Below are 22,541 nucleotides of genomic sequence, written 5' to 3'. Positions count from 1 at the left end.
GTCAGGATGGACGGGTGAACGCGCAGCCGCCCCACCCGGATCCGCTCGGCCCCGTCCCGGAGTCTCCGCCGCCGTCGATCCTGGTGTACCGGCCGCCCGGGCCGCCGCCGGAAGAGCTGCCGGTGCTGTCCCACCGGGCGATGGCCTGGGCGGCCGTGGCGCTGGTCGTGCTCGGTGCCGGGCTGGCCGTCGGGCTGCTCGTCGCGTTCGGTGGCGGCGGGCACGCCGACCAGCTGGACGCCATCAAGACAGCGGGCACGATCGTGGTCGGTGCCGGGGGCGCGGCGGCCCTGTGGCTGACCGCGCGCCGGCAGCGGACGTCGGAACTGAGCCTGAACCAGGTCCGCGCCGCCCACGCGGCCACCGTCGCCGACGCCGAGGCCCGCAGGATCACCGACCTGTACGGCAAGGCCGCCGACCAGCTCGGCTCGCCACAGGCCCCGGCCCGGCTGGCCGGGCTGTACGCGCTGGAGCGGCTCGCGCAGGACAACCCCGCCCAGCGGCAGACCATCGTCGACCTGCTGTGCGCCTACCTGCGGATGCCGTACGACCCGCCGCCGCGGCCGGCGGGCCGGCCTTCGGGAGTGCCGCGGCCGCTGCTGGGCGGTGCGGCCCGGCAGCGCGCGTCGGTGCGGCTCGCCCCGCCCACGCCCCGCGCCGGCACCCGGTCCGCCCCGGCGAGGGAGGCGGAGCAGGAGTACCACGTCCGGCGGACCGCCCAGGCCGTCCTGTTCCGCCACCTCGTGCACGGCCCCGAGGACGAGCCGGTCGGCACGTTCTGGGCGGGCATCAGCCTCGACCTCACCGGCGCGGTGCTCGGGCCGGCCAACCTGATCGGCTGCCGCGTCGTCGCCGCCGACTTCACCGGCGTCACCTTCACCGGCGACGTGTGGTTCGACCGGGCCCGCTTCGGGCTGAGCGCGGTGTTCACCGGGGCGCGGTTCCTGGGCCAGGCCGGCTTCGGCCACGCGAGGTTCGACCACGACGCCCGGTTCGGGCGGGCGACCTTCGACGGCCACGCCCACTTCACCGGCGCCGACTTCGGCGACGACGCGAAGTTCGACCAGGCGGACTTCCGCGCGTCCGCGGTGTTCACCGGAGCGAAGTTCTCGCGAGAGGGGTCGTTCGTGGACGCGCGGTTCCGGGACCGCGCCGAGTTCGACAAGGCCCGCTTCGACCGAGGCTGGTTCGGCGGCGCCCGGTTCGACGGCAACGCCTACTTCACCCACGCGGAGTTCAGTGCGTACGCCGGTTTCAAGGAGGTCCGGTTCGGCGGCGCGACCACCCGGTTCGGCAACGCCACGCTCGCCTCGCCGGACTTCTTCACCGCCGAATTCGGCCCGAACACCGACTTCACCGAGACCAGGTTCACCGGCGACGCCTCCTTCAACATGGCGAAGTTCCCGGAGGGCGCGGAGTTCGTCCGGACGGAGTTCGGCGGCGTCAACTTCGGTGGCACGCGGTTCGCGCGGCACGCGGTGTTCGAGGAGACGACGTTCGGCGGCGTGACGAGGTTCTACGACTGCCACTTCGGCGGCAGCGCCGAGTTCGATCGCGCACGGTTCACCGCGGACGTGTGGTTCGAGTGCACGGAGTTCGCCGACCTGGCGGGGTTCAGGGAGGCGCAGTTCGGCGCGGCGGCCCGGTTCCTCCACACGCGCTTCGCCGACGTCGTCGGCTTCGTCCGCGCGCGCTTCGGCGGTGAAGCCGTCTTCGACGACGTGCGCTTCGACGGCCCGGCCGGATTCGCCGGCGCGCACTTCGCGCAGCCGCCCGGGATCGAACGGGTGTGGGTCCGCCTGACCGGGCACAAGCGGAAGGTGACGGTGGACAGCACCTGGCCGCCCGGAACGGCGATCCGCGTGCCCGGCGACCTTCCCGAGGGCTGGGGAGTGCTGGCAGCCGAAGCCGCCGATCAGGTGAGGTGACCCTGCGGCTCGGGCTTCCGGCGTGCTCCTCGGCCGGGGCGCCCCAAGCCATGGTCGCGGCCGGTCGTCGTGGTGGCACCCGCGAAGCCGATCCCCGAGCCGGTACCCGCGGGTCGCTGAAATTTTCCCCGGGGAAAAGCCGCTGATTTAGGGTTTTCGTGCAGGGGAAAGCCGTTTCTTGACCTCGCGCACGGCGCGGTGCTGTCATGACCCGGCTTCCCTCGAGCCGTGCGGCTTTTCCCTGAACGAAAGGGCTCGTGCCGTGCCACGACACCTTCGGCCGCCGCGCCGTCGACGCTTCACGCCGGTGCTCGTCACGGCGGCGCTGCTCACCTCCGCCGGGGGAACGCACCCGGCCGCCGCGGCGAACCCGGTGGAGCCGATCCCCGCCACCGCGGCGCCGCAAGTCTCCGGCAGCACCGCGATCGGGTCGGTCGACCTCGCCGGGACGTGGAGCTTCACCCCGGCGGGCCGGGCCACGACGTCGATCACCGTGCCCGGTGGCGGGTGGTACAAGCAGGGTTTCACCGACGTCAACGAGGCGGTGTACTCCCGCAGCGTGACCGTGCCGGACTCCGGTCAGCCGCAGTCGGCGTGGATCGAGTTCGGCGCGGTCAACCACCAGGCGACGCTGTCGGTGGACGGGCGGGTGGTCGCCACCCGGACCACGGCCTTCACCCCGTCGAACTTCGACATCACCGCGTACGCCGCCCCCGGCACCACGCACACGATCAGCGTGGCGGTGAAGGGCCGCGGCGCGTTGCGCAACAGCGCCGGCAAGTACCTGGTCCCGGTGGCCGCCGACTGGTCGGAAGCCGTGCCGCAGGGCATTTTCCGTTCCGCGTTCCTGCGGACGTACCCGGCGGTGTACGTCAGCGACGCGTTCGTCCGCACGTCGGTGGCGAACCAGTCCCTCACCTACGACGTGTCCGTGACCAACACCTCCGCCGCGGCCCGGTCGGTGACCCTCACCGGCGAACTCGCCTCGGACGGCGGCGGCTCGTTCGCCTACCCGGCCCTGCCGAGCCGCACGGTCAGCGTGCCGGCCCGCTCGACGGCGAAGGTGACCGTCGGCCCGGTCGCGTGGAACCTCGGCGCTGCTTCGTACTGGTGGCCGAACGTCCCCTATCGCCAGGGGTACCGGGCGCAGCTGCACCGGCTGTCGGTGCACGCGGCCACCGACGACGGGCGCACCAGCGACGCCGCCTACCGGTTCGGGTTCCGCGAGAGCACGCAGAACGGCGAGTACTTCGAGCTCAACGGCGTGCGCGTGAACTACCGCGGTGACAACCTCCAGGGCGCCGACTACGACCGCATCGACCACGGCGGGAAGGGCGACGCCTACGACACGCTGCCCGGGTTCCTCCCGCCGTCACCGGGCAATCCCGGCTGGCCCCAAGCGGTCGACAACTACCAGCGCCTGAACTTCGACGTCGTGCGCGTCCACCAGGAACCGGCCAGCCCGTACATGCTGGACGTCGCCGACGAGCTGGGCCTGATGGTCATCGACGAGAGCGGGGTCCGCGGCGGCGCGGAGGACTTCGCCGGCGGGCACGACAACATGGTCGACCACGTCCGGGCGTTGACGCTGCGGGACCGCAACCACCCGGCGGTCGTCCGCTGGAGCCAGGCGAACGAACCGAGCTTCGGCAACGACTCGGAGCAGTTCGAGCAGGACCTCTACGCGGCGGTGAACGGCGCGGACGGCACCCGCCCGATCAGCGTGGACGCCGCGCCGGGTGCGGACTCGCCGAGCCGGTACCCGAACATGAACCACCCGAACTTCGCCGTCTTCGCCCACTACCTCGACGGCACCGGCCAGTACGGCGAGCGGGTGCCGTCCGTGGCCGGCCGTCCGGACGGCGAGGGCGAGTACATCTGGCCGAAGTGCAACACCAAGCAGGGCTTCGAGTGGTTCGCCACGGCGACCGCCGCCAAACGCGGCAAGGGCGCCAACGACCTGCGGCCCTACACGCTGCTGTCCGCCTGGGCCGGCGTCGTCCCGGGCGTCCGGTCCACGGACTTCACCCCCGAGGAGGGCGGCCACCCGGTCTACGGCGCGGACAACCTGACCGACCCGTGGAGCAACCCGCAGTTCCAGCGGGTGCAGGCCGCGTTCGACCCGGTCGCCGCGATCGACCTGCCGTACTGGTCGGCCTCCGGCGTCTCGGACGCCAACGGGACTTTCCCCCTGCTGCAGGCCGTGCCGGGTTACGCCGCCGGCACCGCGGTGACCCGCGCGGTGACCGTCTTCAACGACGACCTCGCCGGGACCACTGTGGACTTCGCCTGGAGCGCCCGGCTCGACAGCCCGGCCGGCGCGGTGATCGCCTCGGGCGGCGCGGCCCTCTCGATCCCGCTGGGGTCACGGGTGACCCAGCCGGTGTCGTTCACCACCCCGGCCGCCGGATCGCGGGTGTACCTCGTCCTGACGACCGGCAAGGCCGGCACCCCGATCTTCAGCGACGTGGCCGAGTACTTCACGCTGGGCGGCTCGAACGGCGGCCCGGCCCCGGGCACCTACCGCATCGTCAACCGCAACAGCGGCAAGCCGCTCGCCATCGCCGGCAACTCCACCGCCGACGGCGCCAAGACGGTCCAGCAGACCGGCACCGCTTCGTGGACCGTCGGCACCGCCCAGGACGGGTCCTACACGCTGCGCTACACCCCGAGCGGCAAAGTGCTCGACGTCAACGGCTCCGCCGGCACCGTCGGGCTGCAGCTGCAGCAGTGGACCGCCAACGGCGGCACCAACCAGCAGTGGTACCTGCGGCCCACCGGCGACGGGTACTACACCATCACCGCCCACGACAGCGGGCTGGCCGCGGACGTGTCCGGCCGGTCGACGAGCGACGGCGCCCAGGTCGTGCAGTGGACGGCCAACAACGGACCCAACCAGCAGTGGCAGCTGACCCCGGCGTGAGCCCGCGGCGGCTCAGCCGGCACCGTTTTCCATCAGCCGGCGCGCGACGGCGAGGGAAAGCCGCGTGGGCAGCAGCTTGCCGAACAGGAGCGCGGTCAGCGCATTGGTCCTGCCGTCGACGACCGCGGGTCCGCTGCCGGACAGGGCGCGCAGCACCGTGGTGGCGACAGCCTCGGCGCTCCGCGCCCCGCGGGGGTTCATCGGCGTCTTCGTGGGACCGGGGCTGACCGCCATCACCCGGACCCCGGTGCCTCGGGTTTCCGCCCACAGCGCCCGCGTGAACGAGACGACGTACGCCTTCGTCGCGGCGTACACCGCCAGATAGGGAGCGGGTATGTAGCCCCCGGTGCTGGCGATGTTGACGACGGCCCCGTGGCCACGGGCGGTCATCGCGGGCATGAGCAGCGTGGTGAGCTCGGTCAGGGCGGAGACGTTGAGGTCGATCATGGACCGGAAGCCGGCCGGGTCGCCGTCGAGCACCGGGCCTCGTGCGCTGACGCCGGCGTTGTTGACCAGCATCTCCACCTCGATGCCCTCGTCGGCCAGCGTCTTGGCCAGCCGGGCCGGCGCGTCGGCGGTGGCGAGATCGGCGGGAAGGCTACGCACGGTCACTCCGTGGCGGCGGCGCAGGTCCGCGGCCGCCTCGTCGAGCTTGGCCGCGCTGCGGGCGACCAGGACGAGGTGGGCGCCGGAGGCGGCCAGCCGCTCCGCGATGGCCGCGCCGATGCCGGTGGAGGCGCCGGTGACGACGGCGAACTTGTCGCGCATTTGCGCTGCTGTGGTCATGGTCCCGACGCTAAACCTTGACGTCGATGTCAAGGTCAAGGTGAACTTGAGCGGTGCGCATCGGAGAACTGAGCAAGGCGACCGGCGTCAGCAACCGGGCACTGCGCTACTACGAGCAGCAGGGCCTGCTGCGCAGCGAGCGGCGGCCCAACGGGTACCGCGAGTACGACCCCGGTTCGGTCGAGGTCGTCGCGTTCGTCCAGGACATGTTCCACGCCGGTCTGTCGTCCGACGTCGTCCGGGAAATCCTGCCCTGCGCGCGGGGCGAGCACCCGGGCGGAGACTGCGCCGGGCTGGTCGCGCGGGTCCGCGAGGTCCGCGACGAACTGCTGCGGCAGGAACACCAGATCGCCGAGCGCCGACGGCGGCTGGACACCTACCTCGCCGACGGCTATGGGCCGCATCCGGCGCCCCCGCCGGCCGTGACCCGCGGATCGTAGTGGCCGGGCCGGATCCCGGCCGGATCACCGACGTGGCCGGGTTCGTGCGCGAGCTGGACCTGTTGCGCCGGCTGGCGGCGCGGGGCACGGGGAAGGCCCGGGTCAGCCTGAGCGACCTCGCTCGCCTGGTCGACGTGCCCCGCTCGACGGTGCACGCGTACGTCTCGGGCAAGATCCACCCCCCGTCCGACGTGTTCGACCGGATGGTGATCGCGCTGGGCGTTCCGCGGGCGCAGTGGGGCGGCTGGAACGACGCCTGGTTCCGGGTGGCCGCCCACCTGCACGCGGGGAAACAGGCGGCCGCAGGCCCGCCGGTTCCCCGCCAACTGCCCCTCGACATCGGCGGCTTCGTGGGACGTGAGCCGGACCTCGCCGCGCTCGATCGGCTGCTGACCGGCTCGCCGGAAAGCCGGGTCGCGTTGCTCACCGGGATGCCGGGGGCCGGCAAGACGGCGGTGGCGGTCCACTGGGCGCACCGGGCCGCGCCGGCCTTCCCCGACGGCCAGTTGTTCGCCGACCTGCGCGGGTTCGCCGATGTCCGCCCGGCCGATCCGGTGGACGTCCTCACGTCGTTCCTGCGCGCCTTGGGAACGCGCGAACGCGAGCTGCCGAGGGAAGCCGGCGAGCTCGCGGCGTGCTTCCGGTCCACGGTCGCCGGGCGGCGGCTGCTGATCGTGCTCGACGACGCCGGCAGCGCCGGTCAGGTCCGTCCGTTGCTGCCCGGTACCCCGGGCTGTGCCGTCCTGATCACCAGCCGCACCCGGCTGGTCGGGCTGGTCGCCCGCGAAGGTGCCGAGTCGCGCGAGCTCGGGCCGCTCGAGGCGGACGACGCCGTTGCGCTGGTCCGGCGCACCGCCGGCCCGGATCGGATCGATGCCGATCGAGCGGCGGCCGTCGAGCTGGCCGAAGTCTGCGGGCGGCTGCCGCTCGCGCTGCGGATCGCTGCGGCGATCGTCCGGGTCCGGCCCGGCACGCCGCTCGCCACGATGGTCGGCGAGCTTCGTGCGAGCGGCCCGCTGGCGGTTCTCGACGCGACCGTCGACCGGGGGACCGCGGTGCGGACGGCCATCTCGCTCTCGTACCGGGCGCTGGACCCCGTGGCGCAGCGGGTGTTCCGGCTCTTCGGCCTGTTCCCGGCCGGCGGGATCGCGTTTTCCGCACTCGCCTGCGCGACGGGGCTGAAGCCGGAATCCCTGGTGCCGGTCGTGCACACCTTGCTCGACATGCACCTCGTCGTCGAACGGCCGTCGGCGCGCTACGACCAGCACGCGCTCCTGCGCTCCTGGGCCCGGGCCCGCTGCCTGGAAGACGACGACGAAAGCACGCGGCACCAGGTCCTTGAGCGGCTGATCGGGCACTACGCCGGATTCGCCACCGAAGCGGCGCAGCTGCGGCACCCGCGGCCGTACCGGGACGAGTACGCGAGCGTGCGCCCCGGCGAATCACCGTTCTCGACCGCGGAAGAGGCCCGCACCTGGTTCGACGGTGAATTCACCACCTTGACGGCGCTGACCCGGCAGGCGGCGGAGGCGGGCCACGACGCGCTGGCGACCCAGCTGTGCCTCGCCCTGCACCTGGAGTTCGAGCGCCGCCGCTCCGCGGAGTGGATCCCGGTCGGCGAGGCTTGCCTCGTCGCGGCGCGGGCCGGCGGGAACGCGGCCGGCCAGGTGCTGTGCCTGCGGGTGCTCAGCGGCGCGTATTGGAGCAGAGCGGAGCACGCGCAGGCGCTCCGCCACCTCGACGAGGCGGCGAAGCTCGCCGACGAGCTGAACGCGCCGGATCTGCGGAGGCGCGTGCTCAGCGACCTGGGACGCACGTCGATCTCGATGGGCCGGCTCCGGGACGCGGCGGGGTACTACCGGCAGGCCCTCGAGCTCGAGGTGCAGGCCGGGCGGACCGCCTCCGTTCCGAACCTCGTCGTGCTGGGCGACGTGTGCTGGGAACTGGGCGACCTCCGCGGTGCCTACGCCCTGCACACGCAGGCGATCGAGACGGCCACCAGGCAGGGCTACCGCGCCGGCCTGCAGCTCGCGGAAAGCCACGCGGGCCGGTCCAGTCAAGCGCTCGGCGACCTGCAGCGCGCCATCGAGCACTACCGCGCCGGTCTCGAGCTGTGCCGGTCGACCGGCGAGCACGCGGACGAGGCGAGCGTGCTCGCCAACCTGGCGGGAGCGCTGCGCGATTCGGGCGAACCCGATCGTGCCCTGGCGGTCGCCCGGGAGGCCTTGGCCAAGGCGACCCGGCTGGCCATGCTCCGGACGCAGGCCGGCGCGCACCACGTCATCGGCACGGTCCTGCTCGAACTCGGCCGGGTCGAAGCGGCCCGCACCGAGCTCGAATCGGCGCTCGGGCTGTCCACCGAAGCGAACCACCCGCGTGGCTGCGGTGACGCGCTGGTCGCCCTGTCCGCGGTCCACCGGCACCGGAGGGCGCTCGACGAGGCCTCCGACGCCGCCGGCCGCGCGCGAGCCGTCAGCGAAGAGACCGGGCACCGCCTGATCCTGGCCGACAGCCTGCTCGCCGCGGCGGTCGTCGACCTCGAACGCGGCGACCTCGCGGCCGCACGCAGCTCGGCCGGACGAGCGCGGTCCATGCACGAGCAAGCGGCTTGCCGGCTCGGTGTCGAGCGCGTCGACGCCGTCCTCGAGTCGTTGGGCTCCCGGCGCCGGTAGCCCGACCACGGCGTCCAGCTTTGTCCAGGATCCGCCCCTCGGCCGCGCGCCCCGTGGTGCAGTGTGGCGGCCGCCGGTCCGGCGGTGGAGGTGAGCTGATGCAGGGGCGGCATGAACGGCGGGAAAGGGTTCATCACGACCGTGGTGGCCGCGGTGCTCCTCGGCACGGCGGCGGAACCGGCGACGCTCGTGGCGCGAGCCGCGCGGCCGGTCTCGGTGGCCGTCCCGGTCAAGCGGATCACCGCCGTCGCGCACCGGGACGGGACGGGCAAGACGGTGTACCGGATCGTGTCGCTGACCGTCAGCGCAGGCGTGCTCGGGGCTGGTGACTGCGCGGACTTCGCCTCCCCTTGAGGGGTGGCCGGGGGAGTGCGCACTTGCGCTCTGCATACGTCCGCACGTATTCTTTCACTGTGAGTACACCGGACCCCATGACCGAAGAGTCGGATCCCTTCTGCCTGTCCGACGGCGGGGCGGCGGCGCTGCTCTTCGACGCGCCGTGGTCGCGGTTCGCGGTGATCGGGGACAGCCTGTCGGCGGGGACCGGGGATGCCAGTCCCGGCTACGTCGACCTCGGCTGGGCCGACCGGGTCGCGAACATCCTGCGCTCGGTGCGGCCCGACCTGAGATACCTCAACGTCGCGGTGATCGGGGCCAAGACCACCGAGGTGCTCGACAAGCAGATCGAGCCGATGCTCGCGTTCGGGCCCGATCTGCTGCACCTGCCCTGCGGGGCCAACGACATCGTGCGGCGGAGTCCCGACTTCGCCGACATCGAGCGGAACCTGCGGCGGCTCTACGGCATCGCCGAGCAGACCGGCGCCCAGCTGCTGTCCTTCACGCTCGGCAAGGCCTACGTGGTCCCGGTCTTCCCGGACTGGGACGAACGCGTCCGCGCGATGAACGCCATCACCCGCAAGCTGGCCGCCGAATACGGCGCCGCACTGGTCGACATGTGGGACCACCCCGTCAACGCCCGGGCCAACCTGCTCAGCGAGGACCGGATCCACTTCTCCACGTCGGGCCAGGCGGTGATGGCGACGGAGATCGTGAAACAGCTGGCCTACCTGCTCGGCAGCTTGACGCACGCGTGAGACGTGCCGCCCGGGGGTGACCCCGGGCGGCGTGTTCACCGCGGGCGGACGAGCTGGTACCGGTCGGACGCGGGTTCGGGGGTCCGTTCGTCGGACCCGGTGATCGCGAAGCGGAGCTCATGTCCGGGCCGGACGCCCAGTTCGTCGTGGAGCACGCGTTCGGCTCGCTGGTAGGCCTCGGCCGCTTCGGCGTAGCGCCCCATTCTGCGGAGCGCGATGATGTGCCGGGCTCTGATCGATTCGTTCAGCGGATCGTCGGCGATGAACTTCAGTGCGTTCAATATCACCTTCTGGTTTTGGTCCAGCGCGATCCAGGCGTCGATCAATGTTTCCCGTGCGGCGGACCGCCATTGATGGAGCTGGTCGGCCGCGGTCGCGACGAGTGGCCCGTCGAGGGTGTCGAGCAATGCCTCTCCTCGCCAGAGGGAAAGGGCGTCCTGCAAAATGGCCGCGACCACCGTCGGAGTGCCGGGAGCCAGATTCAGTGCGCGTTCGACCAGGTCGACGAACCGATGTGCGTCGACGGCGCTGCGCGGTAAATTGAGGCGATAGCCGGAATTGACCGTTTCCAGCATGTCCGGTGCGCTTCCGTGGCTCAGCAGCCACCGGCGGAGCCGGGCCACGTGGGCGTGCAGGGCGTTGATCGTGTCGCCCGTTGTCCTGGCCAGATCCAGTTCCTCGATCAGTTCGTCCCGGCGCACTTCGTCGTTGGCCCGGACGGCGAGGATGGCCAGAATGCTGCGGAGCTTTACTCCGCTCAGCGGTACCTCCACATTCCCGAACCTGGGCCGCAGTGGGCCGAGGATGCCTACGTCTGCTAGATTCATCGTCCTCGTTTCCTTCTGATGCGGTGACTGATGTGGTGCGATCAGGAGCAATGAGGCTACCGATCTTCAGTCCGGCTGCTCAGACCCCCGGAAAGGCAACTTGTGACATCTGTGGCTGTAGGCTAATCAATGGGTTTCAGTGATCGCAACCGCACATTCAAGTAGGTGGCAACCACTGAGTGGGGTGGCGGCGCGTGATTGATTTGCCGGAAGGCTACCTGATTATTCAGGCAATCGGATGACGGCAATCGATGAAGTGTGTTGCTGACGGTGACAAGTTTGATCTGGTTAATTTCAAAAAGCAATGCCCCGCGTGCTCTGCGTGGTCGCCGCGCCGACTGGGCGGGGTGGTGACCGGGGTGCTCCGGTGCAGGTAGCTCTGCTCGACGGTCCGGTAGGGGGGCGAAAATGTCCGGATACCGGAGTATGATCGGCCGTATGGAAACCGGACCCGAGCGCGCCCGGACGAGGCACGTCGGCGCCACCGTGCTCCCGCCGCCGGGCCGGGGCGAGGTCACCGACAAGCGGCTCCTCCGCGGGGCCAGGACCCGCCAGATCGTGCTTCGCGAGGCTGTCGACATCGCCTCGCTCGAAGGGCTGGAGGGAGCCAGTTTCGGCCGCCTCGCGACCGCGACCGGGATCAGCAAGGCCGGCGTCCAGACCCTGTTCCGGACCAAGGAGGCCCTGCAGCTGAGCGTGGTCGACTACGCGCGGGAGCTGTTCGCCGGCGCCGTCCTGGCCCCGGCGAAGCCGGTCACCCACGGCGTCGCTCGGCTGCGCGCGCTGATCGAGAACTGGATCGGCTACGCCGAGAAGCCGCTCTTCGCCGGCGGCTGCTTCTGGGTGGCGAACCTCGCCGACTACGACAGCAGGACCGGCCCGATCCGCGACGCGCTGAAGTACCAGAAGCAGGAGTGGGTGGGCGTCATCGCCGGCGAGCTGCGGCACGCGGTGGCCGCCAAGGAGATCCGCGAGCTGGACGTCGAGCTCGTCGCGTTCCAGATCGACGCCGTGCTCTGCGCGACCAACACCGCGCTGCGCCTGGGCGACGACGATGCGGCGGGCCGGGCCCGCCGCATCGTCGAACAGCTCATCGTCCCGAACGGGTGAATCAGCGCGCCTTGGCCGTCTTCGGCAGCAGGAACACCAGCATCGCCACCACGGCCGCAACCGCGCACACCGCGATCGAAGCCATGGCGAAGCCGTGGCTCGCGGCCGGCACCGGGCCGTCGACGTCCGGCCGGAACGAGGTGAAGAACACCACACCGATCACGGCGACACCGAGCGCGGCGCCGACCTGCTGCGCGGTGGAAAGCGCGCCGGAGGCCATGCCGACCGCCTCGGGTTCGATCCGGGCGAGCACCGAGTTGAGCAGCGGCGTGATGAGCAGGCCGCCACCGACGCTCTGCAGCATCAGGGTCGGGATCACCAGCCCCGGGGTCATCGTCGCGCCGCTCAGCAGCACGACCGCGGTCGAGAGGTACCCGATGGCCAGGATGATCGCGCCGACCTCGAGCACGCGCCTGCCGTACTTGGGCACGAGCTTGCCCGCGACCAGGCCGAACACGAAGAACATCGCCGCGGCCGGGGCGTACACCAGGCCGGAACCGAGGGCCGACAGGCCGAGGCCGTCCTGCATCGACACCGACAATGCGAGGTAGTACGAGGTCAGCAGCGCGTACACGCAGATGACCAGCACCAGGCCCAGCGAGAACGAGCGCTGCCGGAACAGCGCCAGCTTCATCAGCGGGTCGCCGCCTGCCCGGTCCACGCGGCGTTCGATCGAGACGAACACGGCGAACATCACCAGGCTGGCCGCGAAACAGGCCCACGTCCACCACGGCCAGCCCTTCTCGCGCCCCTGGATGAGCGGGAAGGTGAGCAGGAACAGCGCGGCGCTCAGCGCCGCGACGCCCGGGATGTCCAGCCGGCGCGCCCCCTCGGCGCGCGATTCGGGCACGAACTTGGCCGCCAGCAGCAACGTCACGATCCCGATCGGCACGTTGACCCAGAACACCGCGCGCCAGTCGGAGCCGAAGAGGTTCGCCCCGATCAGCAGGCCGCCGATGAGCTGGCCGCCGATGGTGCCGAGACCGATCACGGCGCCGAGGATGCCGAAGGCGCGGTGCCTGCCCTCCGGCGGAACCAGCAGCGTGATCATCCCGAAGACCTGCGGGACCACCATGGCGGCACCGAAACCCTGCACGATGCGGGCGACGACGAGCATGCCCGCGCTGGTCGCGATCGCGCAGGCGATCGAGGACAGGGTGAAGATCACGACGCCGAGCATGAAGATGCGCTTGCGCCCGTAGAGGTCCGCGATGCGCCCCGCCGTGATCATGAACACGGCGTAGCTGAGCTGGTAGCCGGCCAGCACCCACTGCAGTTCGCCTGCCGTGGTGTGGAGGTCGCTCTGGATCGCGGGCCCGGCCACGATCGCGATGTAGGAGTCGAGGATCGCCATGAACATGCCGACCATCACGGTCGACACGGCGGGCCACGGGATCGCGGGCGGCGCGGCCTCCGGCGGTATCGCGACTGACTGTTCCCTGGCGTTCGTCACGAAGGCCAATTCCCTTCTCGTCGGTGCCGGGCCCGCGGGCCCGGCCGGAAACGTGCTCATCCGCGGGAGAAGGTTCCGGTGCGGGTGAGCCCGCGTACCGAAGAGAGTACATTCGACCGTATGTTTACTGCAACTCGGGGCCCGGTGGGTTCGTCGAGTCGCGGTGGCGGTGGGTGCCGCTGTGGGTGGCCGGAGCGGTGTCGGCGTGGACGGCCAGGGGGCCTCGACCTGATCGGTAACTCTGTTTCCGTTGCAGGACAACGGTTTTCAGGCGGCCCGCCGGCGGCGGTGCCCGGAACGGCGACCGGGGGCGCGGGTCATGCCGAACCCGGCGACCACGAACCCTTGCCCGGCAGCCGGGAAAGCGGCAGCACAAAGCCGCCTCCGGTGCAGCGGACCGGAGGCGGGCGGCGTGGGCGTCGGCGTCAGGAGGCCACCGGCGTGCTCGTGCGGCCGAGTGTGTAGGCCTCCGGGTCCGGGCGGCGGGTGGCCCGCCAGTAGCTCGTCCCGGTGCCCGGCCACGACTGCCGGTTCTGGCCGGTGTGGTCGAGGAACCAGCTGTGGCAGCCGCCGGTGTTCCACACCGACTTGCCCAGCTTGGAGTGCAGCCACGTGTTGAAGCGGCGCTGGACGTCGGCGCGGACTTCGAGCCGGGTCGCCCGGTGCGCCTTCATCATCCGCAGGCACTCGACGATGTAGTGCAGCTGCGCCTCGATGACGAACAGGATCGACTGCGCGCCACCGCCGGAGTTCGGGCCCATGATCATGAACATGTTGGGGAAGCCGCTGACGCTCATGCCGAGGTAGGCGGTCATGCCCTCGCGCCAGGCCTCCTGGATGGTGCCGCCGTCGCGGCCGACGATGTGCTCCTTGGCGCAGCGGTTGTCGGTCGAGAAACCGGTGCCGAGGATGACCACGTCCGCCTCGTGCAGCTCGCCGTCGGCCGACCGGATCCCGGTGGCGGTGAACTCGGCGACGCCGCTGGTGACCAGGTCGACGTTGGGCTTCTGCATGGCCGGGTAGTAGTCGTTCGACAGCAGGATCCGCTTGCAGCCGATCTGGTAGGACGGCGTCAGCTTCGCGCGCAGCTCGGGGTCGGCCACCTGCTTCTCCAGCATGCGCCGCGCGGCCACTTCGAGGATCTTGACGAAGCGGGGGTGCAGGAAAGCCAGCACCGGCAGCTCGTGGGTCCAGTAGGCGAGCAGCCGGTAGAGCCGCTGCACGAACGGCGCCACCTTGAACAGCCGGTGCTCGGAGTCGCTGAACGGCCGGTCGGCCTTGGGCAGCACCCAGTGCGCGTTGCGCTGGAAGACGGTGACGTGCGCGGCGGTGCCGGTGATCTCCGGGATGAACTGCGCGGCGCTGGCCCCGGTGCCGATCACGGCGACCCGCTTGCCCTTGAGGTCCACCGAGTGGTCCCAGCGCGCGGAGTGGAACACCGGCCCGGAGAACTTCTCCGCACCGGGGAAGTCGGGGATGTTCGGCAGGTGCAGCGCGCCGTGCGCCATGACCACGATCCGGGGCCGGAACTCCTCGCCCGCGCGGGTGCGCACGGTCCAGCGGTCGGCTGCCTCGTCGAACTCGTAGGAAACCGCTTCGGTGTTGAACCGGATGTAGGGCTCGAGGTCGTGGTCCTTCACCACGCGCCGGATGTAGTCGAGGATCTCCGGCTGCCCGGCGTACATCCGGCTCCAGCGGCGGTTGGGCGCGAAGGAGTAGGAATACATCACGCTGGCGACGTCGCAGGCGCAGCCGGGGTAGCTGTTGTCCCGCCAGGTGCCGCCGACGCCGTCGGCCTTCTCGAGCACGACGAAGTCGCGCTGGCCCGCCTGGAGCAGCTTGACCGCCATGCCGAGGCCGGCCATCCCGCTGCCGATGATGAGGACGTCCGGCGCTTCGGTCACTGTGGATCCCACGGGTGTCTCCCAATCTGTTCGCACGGGGCGGGCTGCGTGGCCTCATCATCCGCGACGTTCCTGAAACCCCTCCTGCCCTCGCCGCGGGCTCAGGTCAGGGGCCCGTCAGACCCCTTTGCGACGATCACCTCGACGAACGTCCGGGACGGGTGCGATGGGAGATCTGATCCCTTGACTGCTACACACGAGAACCGGCACGTGATCGTGATCGGCGGCGGCCTCGCCGGGGTCGCCGCGGCGGTCCGCCTGCGCCGCGAGGGGTACGACTTCCTGGTCCTGGAGCGGGGCGACCGGGTCGGCGGGACGTGGCGGGACAACACCTACCCCGGCGCCGCCTGCGACGTGCCCTCGCACCTCTACTCCTACTCGTTCGCGCCGAACCCGCAGTGGACCCGGTCCTTCTCCCGGCAGTCGGAGATCCAGGACTACATCGCCGGTGTCGTGCGCAAGTTCCGCCTGGCGGACAACCACGTCTTCGGCTGCGAAGTGCTGAGCTCGCGCTGGAACGAAGAGGCCGCGCGCTGGGAGCTGGAAACCACGAAGGGGGCCTTCACCGCCGACGTCGTGATCGCCGCCTTCGGTGCGCTCTGCGAGCCGGCGCTGCCCGACATCCCCGGCATCGGCCAGTTCGACGGCACGATCTTCCACTCGGCCCGCTGGGACCACGAAACCGACCTGAGCGGCAAGCGGGTCGCGGTGATCGGGTCCGGCGCGTCGGCCATCCAGATCGTGCCCGGCATCGCCGACCGGGTCGGCGAGCTCGAGGTCTACCAGCGCACCCCGCCGTGGATCCTGCCGCGGATGGACCGCCGCTACACCGCGTTCGAGCGCTTCGCCTGCCGGTACGTGCCGTTCTACCAGCGCCTGATGCGCACGGCCATCTACTGGGCCCGCGAGGCGCAGGTGCTGGGGCTGGTGAAGAACCCGCTGCTGATGCGGCCGCTGGAGCTGGCCGCGCGGGCCAAGCTGTGGCTGGAGGTCCGCGACCGGAAGCTGCGCCGCCGGCTGACCCCGCGGTACCGCCTGGGCTGCAAGCGGATCCTGATCTCCAACGACTACTACCGGGCGCTGTCGCGGGACCACGTGACGCTGGTGACCGAAGGCATCCAGGAGGTCAAGGCCAACGCGCTGGTCACCGCGGACGGCGAGGTGCACGAGGTGGACGTGATCGTGCTGGCGACCGGTTTCCAGATCGCCGACTCACCCGCGCACCGGCGGATCTTCGGGCGCGACGGCCGCAGCCTCGGCGACGTGTTCGACCGGATCGGCCGCGAGTGCTACAAGGGCACCACGATCGCGAACTTCCCCAACATGTTCTTCATGGTCGGGCCCAGCACCGGCGTGGGGCACGGATCGATGATCTTCATGATCGAGGCCCAGGTGAACTACCTGGCCGACGCGCTGGCGACCATGCAGCGGCGCCGGATCCGCTCGCTGGAGGTCCGCAAGCCGGTGCAGGAGGCGTACGCGCGGATGCTGCAGGACCGGATGTCCCGCAGCGTCTGGACCAGCGGCGGGTGCGCCAGCTGGTACCTGGACAAGCACGGCCGCAACAGCACGCTGTGGCCGGGGTTCACGTTCGAGTTCGCCCGGCTGACCCGGAAGTTCGACCTCGACGCCTACGTCGTCTCGCGGGAGGAAGCGGCATGACCACCGGATTCGGAGACAAGGTCGCGGTCATCACCGGCGCCGGGTCGGGCATCGGGCGTGCGCTCGCGGTGAACCTCGCCGCCCGCGGTGCCCGGCTCGCGCTGTCCGACGTCGACCCGGACGGCCTGGCGGCCACCGCGGTCCGCTGCGAGGCGCGCGGCGCCGAGGTCCGCACCGACCACCTCGACGTGACGGAACGGGAGGCGGTGCTGGCCTACGCGGCGGCGGTCCGGGCGCACTTCGGCGTCGTCCACCAGCTCTACAACAACGCCGGGATCGCCTGCTACGGCGAGGTCGAGCGAGAGGCGTTCAAGGACGTCGAGCGCGTGCTCGACGTCAACTTCTGGGGCGCGGTCAACGCCACCAAGGCCTTTCTGCCGTACCTGATCGAATCGGGCGACGGGCACGTGATCACCGTGTCCAGCCTGTTCGGCTTGATCACCCTGCCGGCGCAAAGCGCCTACTCCGCTTCGAAGTTCGCCGTGCGCGGGTTCACCGAGTCGCTGCGCCAGGAAATGCTCGCCGCCCGGCACCCGGTGCAGGTCAGCTGCGTGCACCCCGGCGGCATCAAGACGTCGGTCGCGCGCAACGCGATCGTCGTCGGCGACCTGGACCCGGCGTCGGTCGCGAGCGTCTTCGACCGCCGGATGGCCCTGCACAGCCCGGAAATGGCCGCCGAGACCATCGTCGAGGGCGTCCGCAGGCGACGCGCCCGCATCCTGATCGGCGTGGAGGCCAAGGTGTTCGACCTGCTGGCCCGGATCACGCCGACCGGCTCGCAGCGGTTCTGGGTGTGGTACTCGCGGTTCCTGGCCGTCTCGCCCCGCCGCGGGAGCGCGGCGTGACGCTGTCGATCCCGGTGCCGCTCGCCCGCGTCCTGCTGCACCCGTACTTCCGCCTGACCTTCCGGCGCCGGCTGCCGTGGCGGCTCCAGCGCGTGCTGCTCAACGCCGCGGCCTTCACCCAGCCGCTGCCCGCCGGGACGTCCGTGCGCCGGCTCGAGCTCGGCGCCCGGCGGGCCGAACTGGTCGGCGTGGGGCCCGCCACCGGGCCGGGGGCGGTGCTCTACCTGCACGGTGGCGGCTACACCGTCGGCTCGATCGCGACCCACCGCTCGCTGGCCGCGCACCTGGCGCGCGAGGCGGGCCGCCCGGTCTACCTGCTCGACTACCGGCTCGCCCCCGAACACCGCTTCCCGGCGCCGGTGAACGACACCGTCGTCGCGTTCGACGCGCTGCGGAAAGCCGGGTACCCGGCCGGGTCGATCGCGCTGGCCGGCGACTCGGCGGGCGGGGGGATCGCCTTGGCCGCCGCGCAGGCCTTGGCCCGGCGCGGCGGCGAGCAGCCGGCCGCGCTCGTGCTGATTTCGCCGTGGGCGAACCCCGCCAAACGGGCTTCGCTGCCGCGGGACCTGGTGGTCAACCGGCCGTGGGGGTTCGCGTGCGCGGACGCCTACCGCGGCGACGGCGACCCGGCCGACCCGCTGTTCGCCCCGCAGCTGGGGGAGCTGGCCGGGCTGCCGCCGACCTACCTGCACACCGGGCTGCGCGAAATGCTCTACGACCAGTGCCTCGACCTCGCCGTCGCGCTCCGGCGGGCCGGAGTGGCGCTGCGGTACGTGGAGTGCCCCCAGCTGTGGCACGCGGCTCAGGTGCAGGCCGGCCTGGTCCGCGCGGCGGCCGCGTCGCTGGCCGACATCGGCGGCTTCCTGCGCGGGATCCTCGACACCGCCGGGCTCGCGCGCGTGGAGTGAGCGCGTCGTTCTGTCCAACCCGTGGGACGCCCGCCGCGGGGCGTCCGGACCCGATCGCGACCGCGTGGAGCGAGCGCGGCGGCCCCGCCGAGCTGTGGGACGATCGCCGCGGCGCGTCCGGATCCGCACCGGGGAACCGCGTGGAGTGAGCCCTTGCCGGGCGAACCGGGATTCGGGGCGGCATCGCCCGCGGCGCGCCTCACGTCGTGGCTTTCCGTTGCGGGGGAAGCGTTTCCGGGGGATCGCGGCCCGGCGGGCCGGCGCCGCGGTGGTGCACCCGGGCCGGGAACCGCGGATCCCGGCCGGGCTGTCGACGGACTGTCGACCGATTGTCGACGGCGGGCCGGAGGATGGGGGCCTGACCCGCGGGTGGCCGGAAGTGGTGCGGCAAACCGGAAGCGGCGTTACTTCGGTGTCGGCGCCGCTCGGACCGCCGCGCAGTTGTCGTGTTCGCCCCCGCTCGGTGTGCTTTACTGGATTGCAACTAACTATCCATGACCTGGGGGGGTTGTTTAGTGACTGTGGCAGCAGACGGCCAGGGTGATTGGTCCGCCAACGCCCGGCCTGCTCCGCGCGTCCTCGTTCCGGCCTCGGTCAGTGACGTTCTGTACTTGATCGCGGCCGTACGGGCCGACATGGTCGACCCTGAATCGATCCGGCAGTTCACGGATGCGGGCCTCTACCTCATCCGGGGCGATCTGGAGTCGGCACTGGTTTCGATCAACAAGGCCCTGGACGATCTGGATCCTTCGCTGTCCGCGTACGGCGACCTGATCGCCTTCCGGATGTTCCTGGTCGCCATGATCGACCAGGGGTCGGATCGGTGGAAAACATCCGCCGCCGGCGATGTGGATCTCGGTGCCGGCGCGCCGAAAATCGCTTCCCTCTGTATCGAGTCGAATACGAAATGGCATTCCGGTAGCCTGTTCGACGGATTGCTGATGAATCAAAATGCCGTTCAGTGCGCTGATCAGGACAACGTTGTCTGGAATCTCTTCGCGCGCACCTTGCTCGCGAAAAAGCTCTCGGACATGCACGTATCACACCAGGCCGTCGAGGTGATCGCGATCATCCAGAGCCTGGTCGACAATTTCGGCCTGCACGCCTTCGAATCCGTCGTGCCGTCGCTGCGGTCGCTTCTGCACCTGCAGGACGGGCAATTCGACCAGGCGCTCGAGGTGGCCGGGCGATCGCTGGCCGTGGCCGCGGAAAGGGCGAGCGCGGTCGGGGTGAAGCTGGCCCTGTCGGTGTCGGCGATGGCACACCTGGGCCGCGGGGAATGCGACCGGGCGGTCCAGGCGCTGGACGAGTTCAAGGCCAGCACCACCGGCTACGTCCTGCCCGACTCGATCGCCCGGGCCGCGGTCACCGAAATAGCGCTGGTCGCGGCCGGCTCCGGCCCCGCCGCGGCCGCCGAGCAGATCCGGGCCAAGTGGGATCTGCTGGCCACCGGATCGGGGTGCTTCATCGAAGACCTGACCAGGCCGGCGTGGCTGGTCTCGGTGGCGCGGCGGGCCGGGGACCTCGAACTCGCCGCGCGGTCGCTGGAGGCGATCGAGCGGCTGGCCGCGAACAACCCGGGCGTCCCCCTGCTCGGCAAGGCGGCGGGGCACGCGCGGACGGCGTTCCAGGGCGAGACGCCGATCCTGCCGTCCGTGCTCGACGTGGGAACCACCCAGCGGCGCCGCAGGCGCACCGCCAGAGGGCATCCGGTGCGGTCGCCGTCCGAACGGCAGCCCGACATCGGGTTGTCCTCGCTCAGCGAACGGGAGGACGAGATCGCCCGGCTGGTCGGCCGCGGCATGACCAACCGGCAGGTCGCCAAGGAACTCGGGATTTCCCCGCACACGGTCAACTTCCACCTGCGCGGCATCTTCAAGAAGCTCGCCATCACCACCCGCGTCAAGCTGGGGCAGCTCATCGCCCAGCTCGACGAGGACGCTCCGCTCATTCCCCGAGCGAGTCGGTGACCGCTCGCGAAAGTGCGGCGGCGGTCCGGGCCGGGTCGAGCAGGTCCACCTGCTCGAGTTCGGCCAGAACGCCGGCCGGGCCACCGGTGGCGAGGAACTTCCGCCGCACGATCGCCGGATGGTCCCGGCGGGTTCCGGCGCCCGCCGAACCGATCGGCGCCGCGCACTCCTCGGTCACCGTCGTCCCGCCGGCCAGCTCGACGTCGAGCTGTGCGCCGATCGCCATCGTGGCCTCTTCGAACGTCTCCTGCGGCGCTCCCAGCGAGGCCAGGACTTCCGCCGCGTCGTCGCCGGCCCAGGCCACCAGCTCGGGCAGCTTCAGCGCCCGGTCGCCGGCTTGGCGCAAGGCTTCCCCGAGCGGCGAGGTCGCCTGCGCCATCCGCACCGAGATCGACCAGTCGTGCTCGACGCGCACCTTGGCGGCCAGCGCCCACCGTCGTTCGTCGGCCAGCGCCGCCGGGGTGAGGTCTTCCGGGCCGAACGTGCCGCGCAGCAGCAGCGTGGCCACGCCGTAGGCCACGGAGAGCGTCGCGGCCGCGGGCGAGGTGCCGGTCCCGTTCAGGAACGGCGCGACCTTCCGCTCCAGCTGGAAGGTGAGCAGTGAGGCGCGGACGACGATCCGGTCGACGCGGGCGGCGCCGTCCGCGCCGAGCCGCCGGTGCAGCCGTTCGGCGCAGTCGAAGGCCGCGTGCAGGTACGCGCTGCCCGGAAACCGCTTGTAGGTCAACGTGTCCGTGTGCCAGCGCCGGCCGAGACCGAGGGTGACCGTTTCCGGCACCGGCACCACCGACAGGTGCGAGAGCAGTCCTTCCGGTGCCTCGATGATCGTTTCGGATCCGTGCAGCCCGTGCGCGGCGGCGTCGCACGCGTCGAGGGCCAGCCGGACCGGCGCGGCGGCGGTGAGGGCCTTGAGGTCGCTCGTCACCACGCCGTGGTGCAGGGGCACCGCCAGGATGCCGAGCGCGAGGCCGAGCGCCGCGGTCCATTCGGGAAGGCCCGCGCGGCGCGCGTGCAGCCGCGCGACCGCCGCGCTCGCGAGGTGCGTGTGGGTGTTGGTCTGGCCGCGGAAGAACGGGCTGAGGATCGTCGCCGCGGTGATCCGGGCCGCGCATTCGTTGGCCGCGACCATCCCGGTCAGCAAGGCCTCCCCGCCGAGCCCGGCCGCGAGCGCTTCCGCGATCGAGACGTTCGCCGCGCCGGCCGAGACGTGGCCGGAGTAGGCCACTTCGTCGAAGTCCAGCGCGGTGGCCAGCGCCGCCAGGACGTAGGCCGACTGCTTCGGGTCGTCCTGCACGGGCGCGCCGAACGCGGCGGTGACGGCGCGGCCGACCGGGAGCCGCAGCGAGGCCCGCACCGCCGCGAGGTTCGAGATCAGCTGGCTGCGGGCGGCGGCACGGGTGGTCTCCGGGATGTCCGCCCAGGTCAGGTTCTTCGCCCAGGCGGCCAGCGTCGCGGACATGCTCGTGACCTGCCGGGCGGTGGCCGTCACTGCGCCGCTCCCGGAGGGGTCAGCGCGCGGTAGGAGCGATCGTGCCAGGCGAGCGGCCTGCCGTGGCCGACGCGGACGGCCGAAAGCTGCCCGTAGACCACGTGGTGGTCGCCGACCTCGGTGAGGGAGTGCAGGTCGCACCAGCCGACCGCGAGCGCGCCCGCGATCACCGGGCGGCCGTGCACCAGCCGCACCTCGTAGTCCAGTTCGACGAACCGCGAGCTGTCACTCGGCGGCCTGGCGAACCGGTCGGCGAGATCGGGCTGGTCGTCGGCCAGCAGGTGCACCGCGAAGCAGCGGGCGTGCCGGATCGCGGTCAGCGTCCGCGAGCCGCGGGCGACGCAGCACAGCAGGATGGGCGGCGACATCGAAACGCTCGTCACGGTGCTGACCGTGGTGCCGGACCAGCCCGACGGGCCGCACGCGGTGATCACGGCGACCCCGGCGGTCAGCTTGCGGTAGTAGTCGCGGCAGGCCGTGGCGGTGAGTTCCGGCCCGGCAGGCCGGATCGTGTCCATGCCGGACAGCGA

At 71.5% G+C, this 22,541-nt stretch carries 17 protein-coding genes; 11 read left to right on the top strand and 6 right to left on the bottom strand.

Annotated features, from left to right (window positions below):
• Positions 1-14 precede the first annotated feature (14 nt).
• Positions 15-1,928: a pentapeptide repeat-containing protein gene (locus ACWEGE_RS13670; protein ID WP_449660754.1), complete on the top strand. Its 1,914-nt coding sequence runs from the start codon at positions 15-17 to the stop codon at positions 1,926-1,928.
• 262 nt (positions 1,929-2,190) lie between these two features.
• Complete coding sequence (locus tag ACWEGE_RS13665; protein ID WP_449660753.1) at positions 2,191-4,851, top strand: RICIN domain-containing protein; 2,661 nt, start codon at positions 2,191-2,193, stop codon at positions 4,849-4,851.
• 12 nt (positions 4,852-4,863) lie between these two features.
• Here ACWEGE_RS13665 and ACWEGE_RS13660 read toward each other — a convergent pair whose 3' ends face one another.
• Positions 4,864-5,637, bottom strand: coding sequence for an SDR family NAD(P)-dependent oxidoreductase (locus tag ACWEGE_RS13660; protein WP_449660752.1), 774 nt, complete (start codon positions 5,635-5,637; stop codon positions 4,864-4,866).
• A gap of 53 nt (positions 5,638-5,690) precedes the next feature.
• On the opposite strand from ACWEGE_RS13660, the gene ACWEGE_RS13655 reads away from it, so the two are divergent.
• The 4 genes from ACWEGE_RS13655 (at position 5,691) to ACWEGE_RS13640 (ending at position 9,843) form a co-directional block, all read left to right on the top strand.
• Entirely contained in the window at positions 5,691-6,077 is a 387-nt protein-coding gene (locus ACWEGE_RS13655; protein WP_449660751.1) for a MerR family transcriptional regulator, read from the top strand.
• Positions 6,077-8,749, top strand: a complete 2,673-nt coding sequence (locus tag ACWEGE_RS13650; protein ID WP_449660750.1) for an ATP-binding protein — start codon at positions 6,077-6,079, stop codon at positions 8,747-8,749. The genes ACWEGE_RS13655 and ACWEGE_RS13650 overlap by 1 nt, the downstream gene beginning before the upstream one ends.
• A 111-nt stretch (positions 8,750-8,860) precedes the next feature.
• Positions 8,861-9,103 carry a hypothetical protein gene (locus ACWEGE_RS13645; protein WP_449660749.1) on the top strand — a complete coding sequence of 81 codons (243 nt, stop codon included), beginning with the start codon at positions 8,861-8,863 and terminating at the stop codon, positions 9,101-9,103.
• Between the two features lie 77 nt (positions 9,104-9,180).
• Entirely contained in the window at positions 9,181-9,843 is a 663-nt protein-coding gene (locus ACWEGE_RS13640) for an SGNH/GDSL hydrolase family protein (RefSeq protein WP_449660748.1), read from the top strand.
• Between the two features lie 35 nt (positions 9,844-9,878).
• Here the strand turns inward: ACWEGE_RS13640 and ACWEGE_RS13635 are convergent, their stop codons facing one another.
• Positions 9,879-10,616, bottom strand: coding sequence for an AfsR/SARP family transcriptional regulator (locus ACWEGE_RS13635; protein WP_449660747.1), 738 nt, complete (start codon positions 10,614-10,616; stop codon positions 9,879-9,881).
• Positions 10,617-11,108: 492 nt separating this feature from the next.
• Between ACWEGE_RS13635 and ACWEGE_RS13630 the strand changes: the two genes are divergently transcribed.
• Positions 11,109-11,780, top strand: a complete 672-nt coding sequence (locus tag ACWEGE_RS13630; RefSeq protein ID WP_449660746.1) for a TetR/AcrR family transcriptional regulator — start codon at positions 11,109-11,111, stop codon at positions 11,778-11,780.
• 1 nt (position 11,781) lies between these two features.
• On the opposite strand, the gene ACWEGE_RS13625 is transcribed toward ACWEGE_RS13630, so the two are convergent.
• Together ACWEGE_RS13625 and ACWEGE_RS13620 are read right to left on the bottom strand one after the other, a co-directional pair.
• A complete protein-coding gene (locus ACWEGE_RS13625) occupies positions 11,782-13,161 on the bottom strand; it encodes an MFS transporter (RefSeq protein ID WP_449660745.1) in 1,380 nt (459 codons plus the stop codon).
• Between the two features lie 497 nt (positions 13,162-13,658).
• The gene (locus ACWEGE_RS13620; RefSeq protein WP_449660744.1) at positions 13,659-15,149 is read right to left on the bottom strand and encodes a flavin-containing monooxygenase; all 1,491 of its coding nucleotides are present in this window, start codon (positions 15,147-15,149) and stop codon (positions 13,659-13,661) included.
• Between the two features lie 171 nt (positions 15,150-15,320).
• Here ACWEGE_RS13620 and ACWEGE_RS13615 point away from each other — a divergent pair, with 171 nt between their 5' ends.
• The 4 genes from ACWEGE_RS13615 to ACWEGE_RS13600 all read left to right on the top strand — a co-directional run bounded on the left by ACWEGE_RS13615 (position 15,321) and on the right by ACWEGE_RS13600 (position 20,522).
• Positions 15,321-16,799, top strand: coding sequence for a flavin-containing monooxygenase (locus ACWEGE_RS13615; RefSeq protein WP_449660743.1), 1,479 nt, complete (start codon positions 15,321-15,323; stop codon positions 16,797-16,799).
• Entirely contained in the window at positions 16,796-17,644 is an 849-nt protein-coding gene (locus ACWEGE_RS13610; protein WP_449660742.1) for an SDR family NAD(P)-dependent oxidoreductase, read from the top strand. Before ACWEGE_RS13615 ends, ACWEGE_RS13610 begins: the two co-directional genes overlap by 4 nt.
• Positions 17,641-18,552 carry an alpha/beta hydrolase fold domain-containing protein gene (locus tag ACWEGE_RS13605; protein ID WP_449660741.1) on the top strand — a complete coding sequence of 304 codons (912 nt, stop codon included), beginning with the start codon at positions 17,641-17,643 and terminating at the stop codon, positions 18,550-18,552. The genes ACWEGE_RS13610 and ACWEGE_RS13605 overlap by 4 nt, the downstream gene beginning before the upstream one ends.
• A gap of 611 nt (positions 18,553-19,163) precedes the next feature.
• The gene (locus ACWEGE_RS13600) at positions 19,164-20,522 is read left to right on the top strand and encodes a helix-turn-helix transcriptional regulator (RefSeq protein ID WP_449660740.1); all 1,359 of its coding nucleotides are present in this window, start codon (positions 19,164-19,166) and stop codon (positions 20,520-20,522) included.
• On the opposite strand, the gene ACWEGE_RS13595 is transcribed toward ACWEGE_RS13600, so the two are convergent.
• Both ACWEGE_RS13595 and ACWEGE_RS13590 read right to left on the bottom strand, forming a co-directional pair.
• The gene (locus tag ACWEGE_RS13595) at positions 20,500-22,011 is read right to left on the bottom strand and encodes an MmgE/PrpD family protein (RefSeq protein WP_449660739.1); all 1,512 of its coding nucleotides are present in this window, start codon (positions 22,009-22,011) and stop codon (positions 20,500-20,502) included. The two genes, ACWEGE_RS13600 and ACWEGE_RS13595, sit on opposite strands and share 23 nt — an antisense overlap.
• Positions 22,008-22,529: a flavin reductase family protein gene (locus tag ACWEGE_RS13590; protein ID WP_449660738.1), complete on the bottom strand. Its 522-nt coding sequence runs from the start codon at positions 22,527-22,529 to the stop codon at positions 22,008-22,010. Before ACWEGE_RS13590 ends, ACWEGE_RS13595 begins: the two co-directional genes overlap by 4 nt.
• Positions 22,530-22,541: the final 12 nt, after the last annotated feature.

This window comes from Amycolatopsis sp. NPDC004747, assembly GCF_053601335.1.
The sequence above is the reverse complement of the archived record's forward strand: the minus strand, read 5'-3'. Positions and strand labels throughout refer to the sequence as shown.

Bases quoted from the DNA above. Each gene is read 5' to 3' on its own strand.
- ACWEGE_RS13645 (WP_449660749.1), top strand. From the start codon at position 8,861: ATGAACGGCGGGAAAGGGTTCATCACGACCGTGGTGGCCGCGGTGCTC.
- ACWEGE_RS13660 (WP_449660752.1), bottom strand. From the start codon at position 5,637: ATGACCACAGCAGCGCAAATGCGCGACAAGTTCGCCGTCGTCACCGGC.
- ACWEGE_RS13590 (WP_449660738.1), bottom strand. From the start codon at position 22,529: ATGGACACGATCCGGCCTGCCGGGCCGGAACTCACCGCCACGGCCTGC.
- ACWEGE_RS13640 (WP_449660748.1), top strand. From the start codon at position 9,181: ATGACCGAAGAGTCGGATCCCTTCTGCCTGTCCGACGGCGGGGCGGCG.
- ACWEGE_RS13610 (WP_449660742.1), top strand. From the start codon at position 16,796: ATGACCACCGGATTCGGAGACAAGGTCGCGGTCATCACCGGCGCCGGG.
- ACWEGE_RS13630 (WP_449660746.1), top strand. From the start codon at position 11,109: ATGGAAACCGGACCCGAGCGCGCCCGGACGAGGCACGTCGGCGCCACC.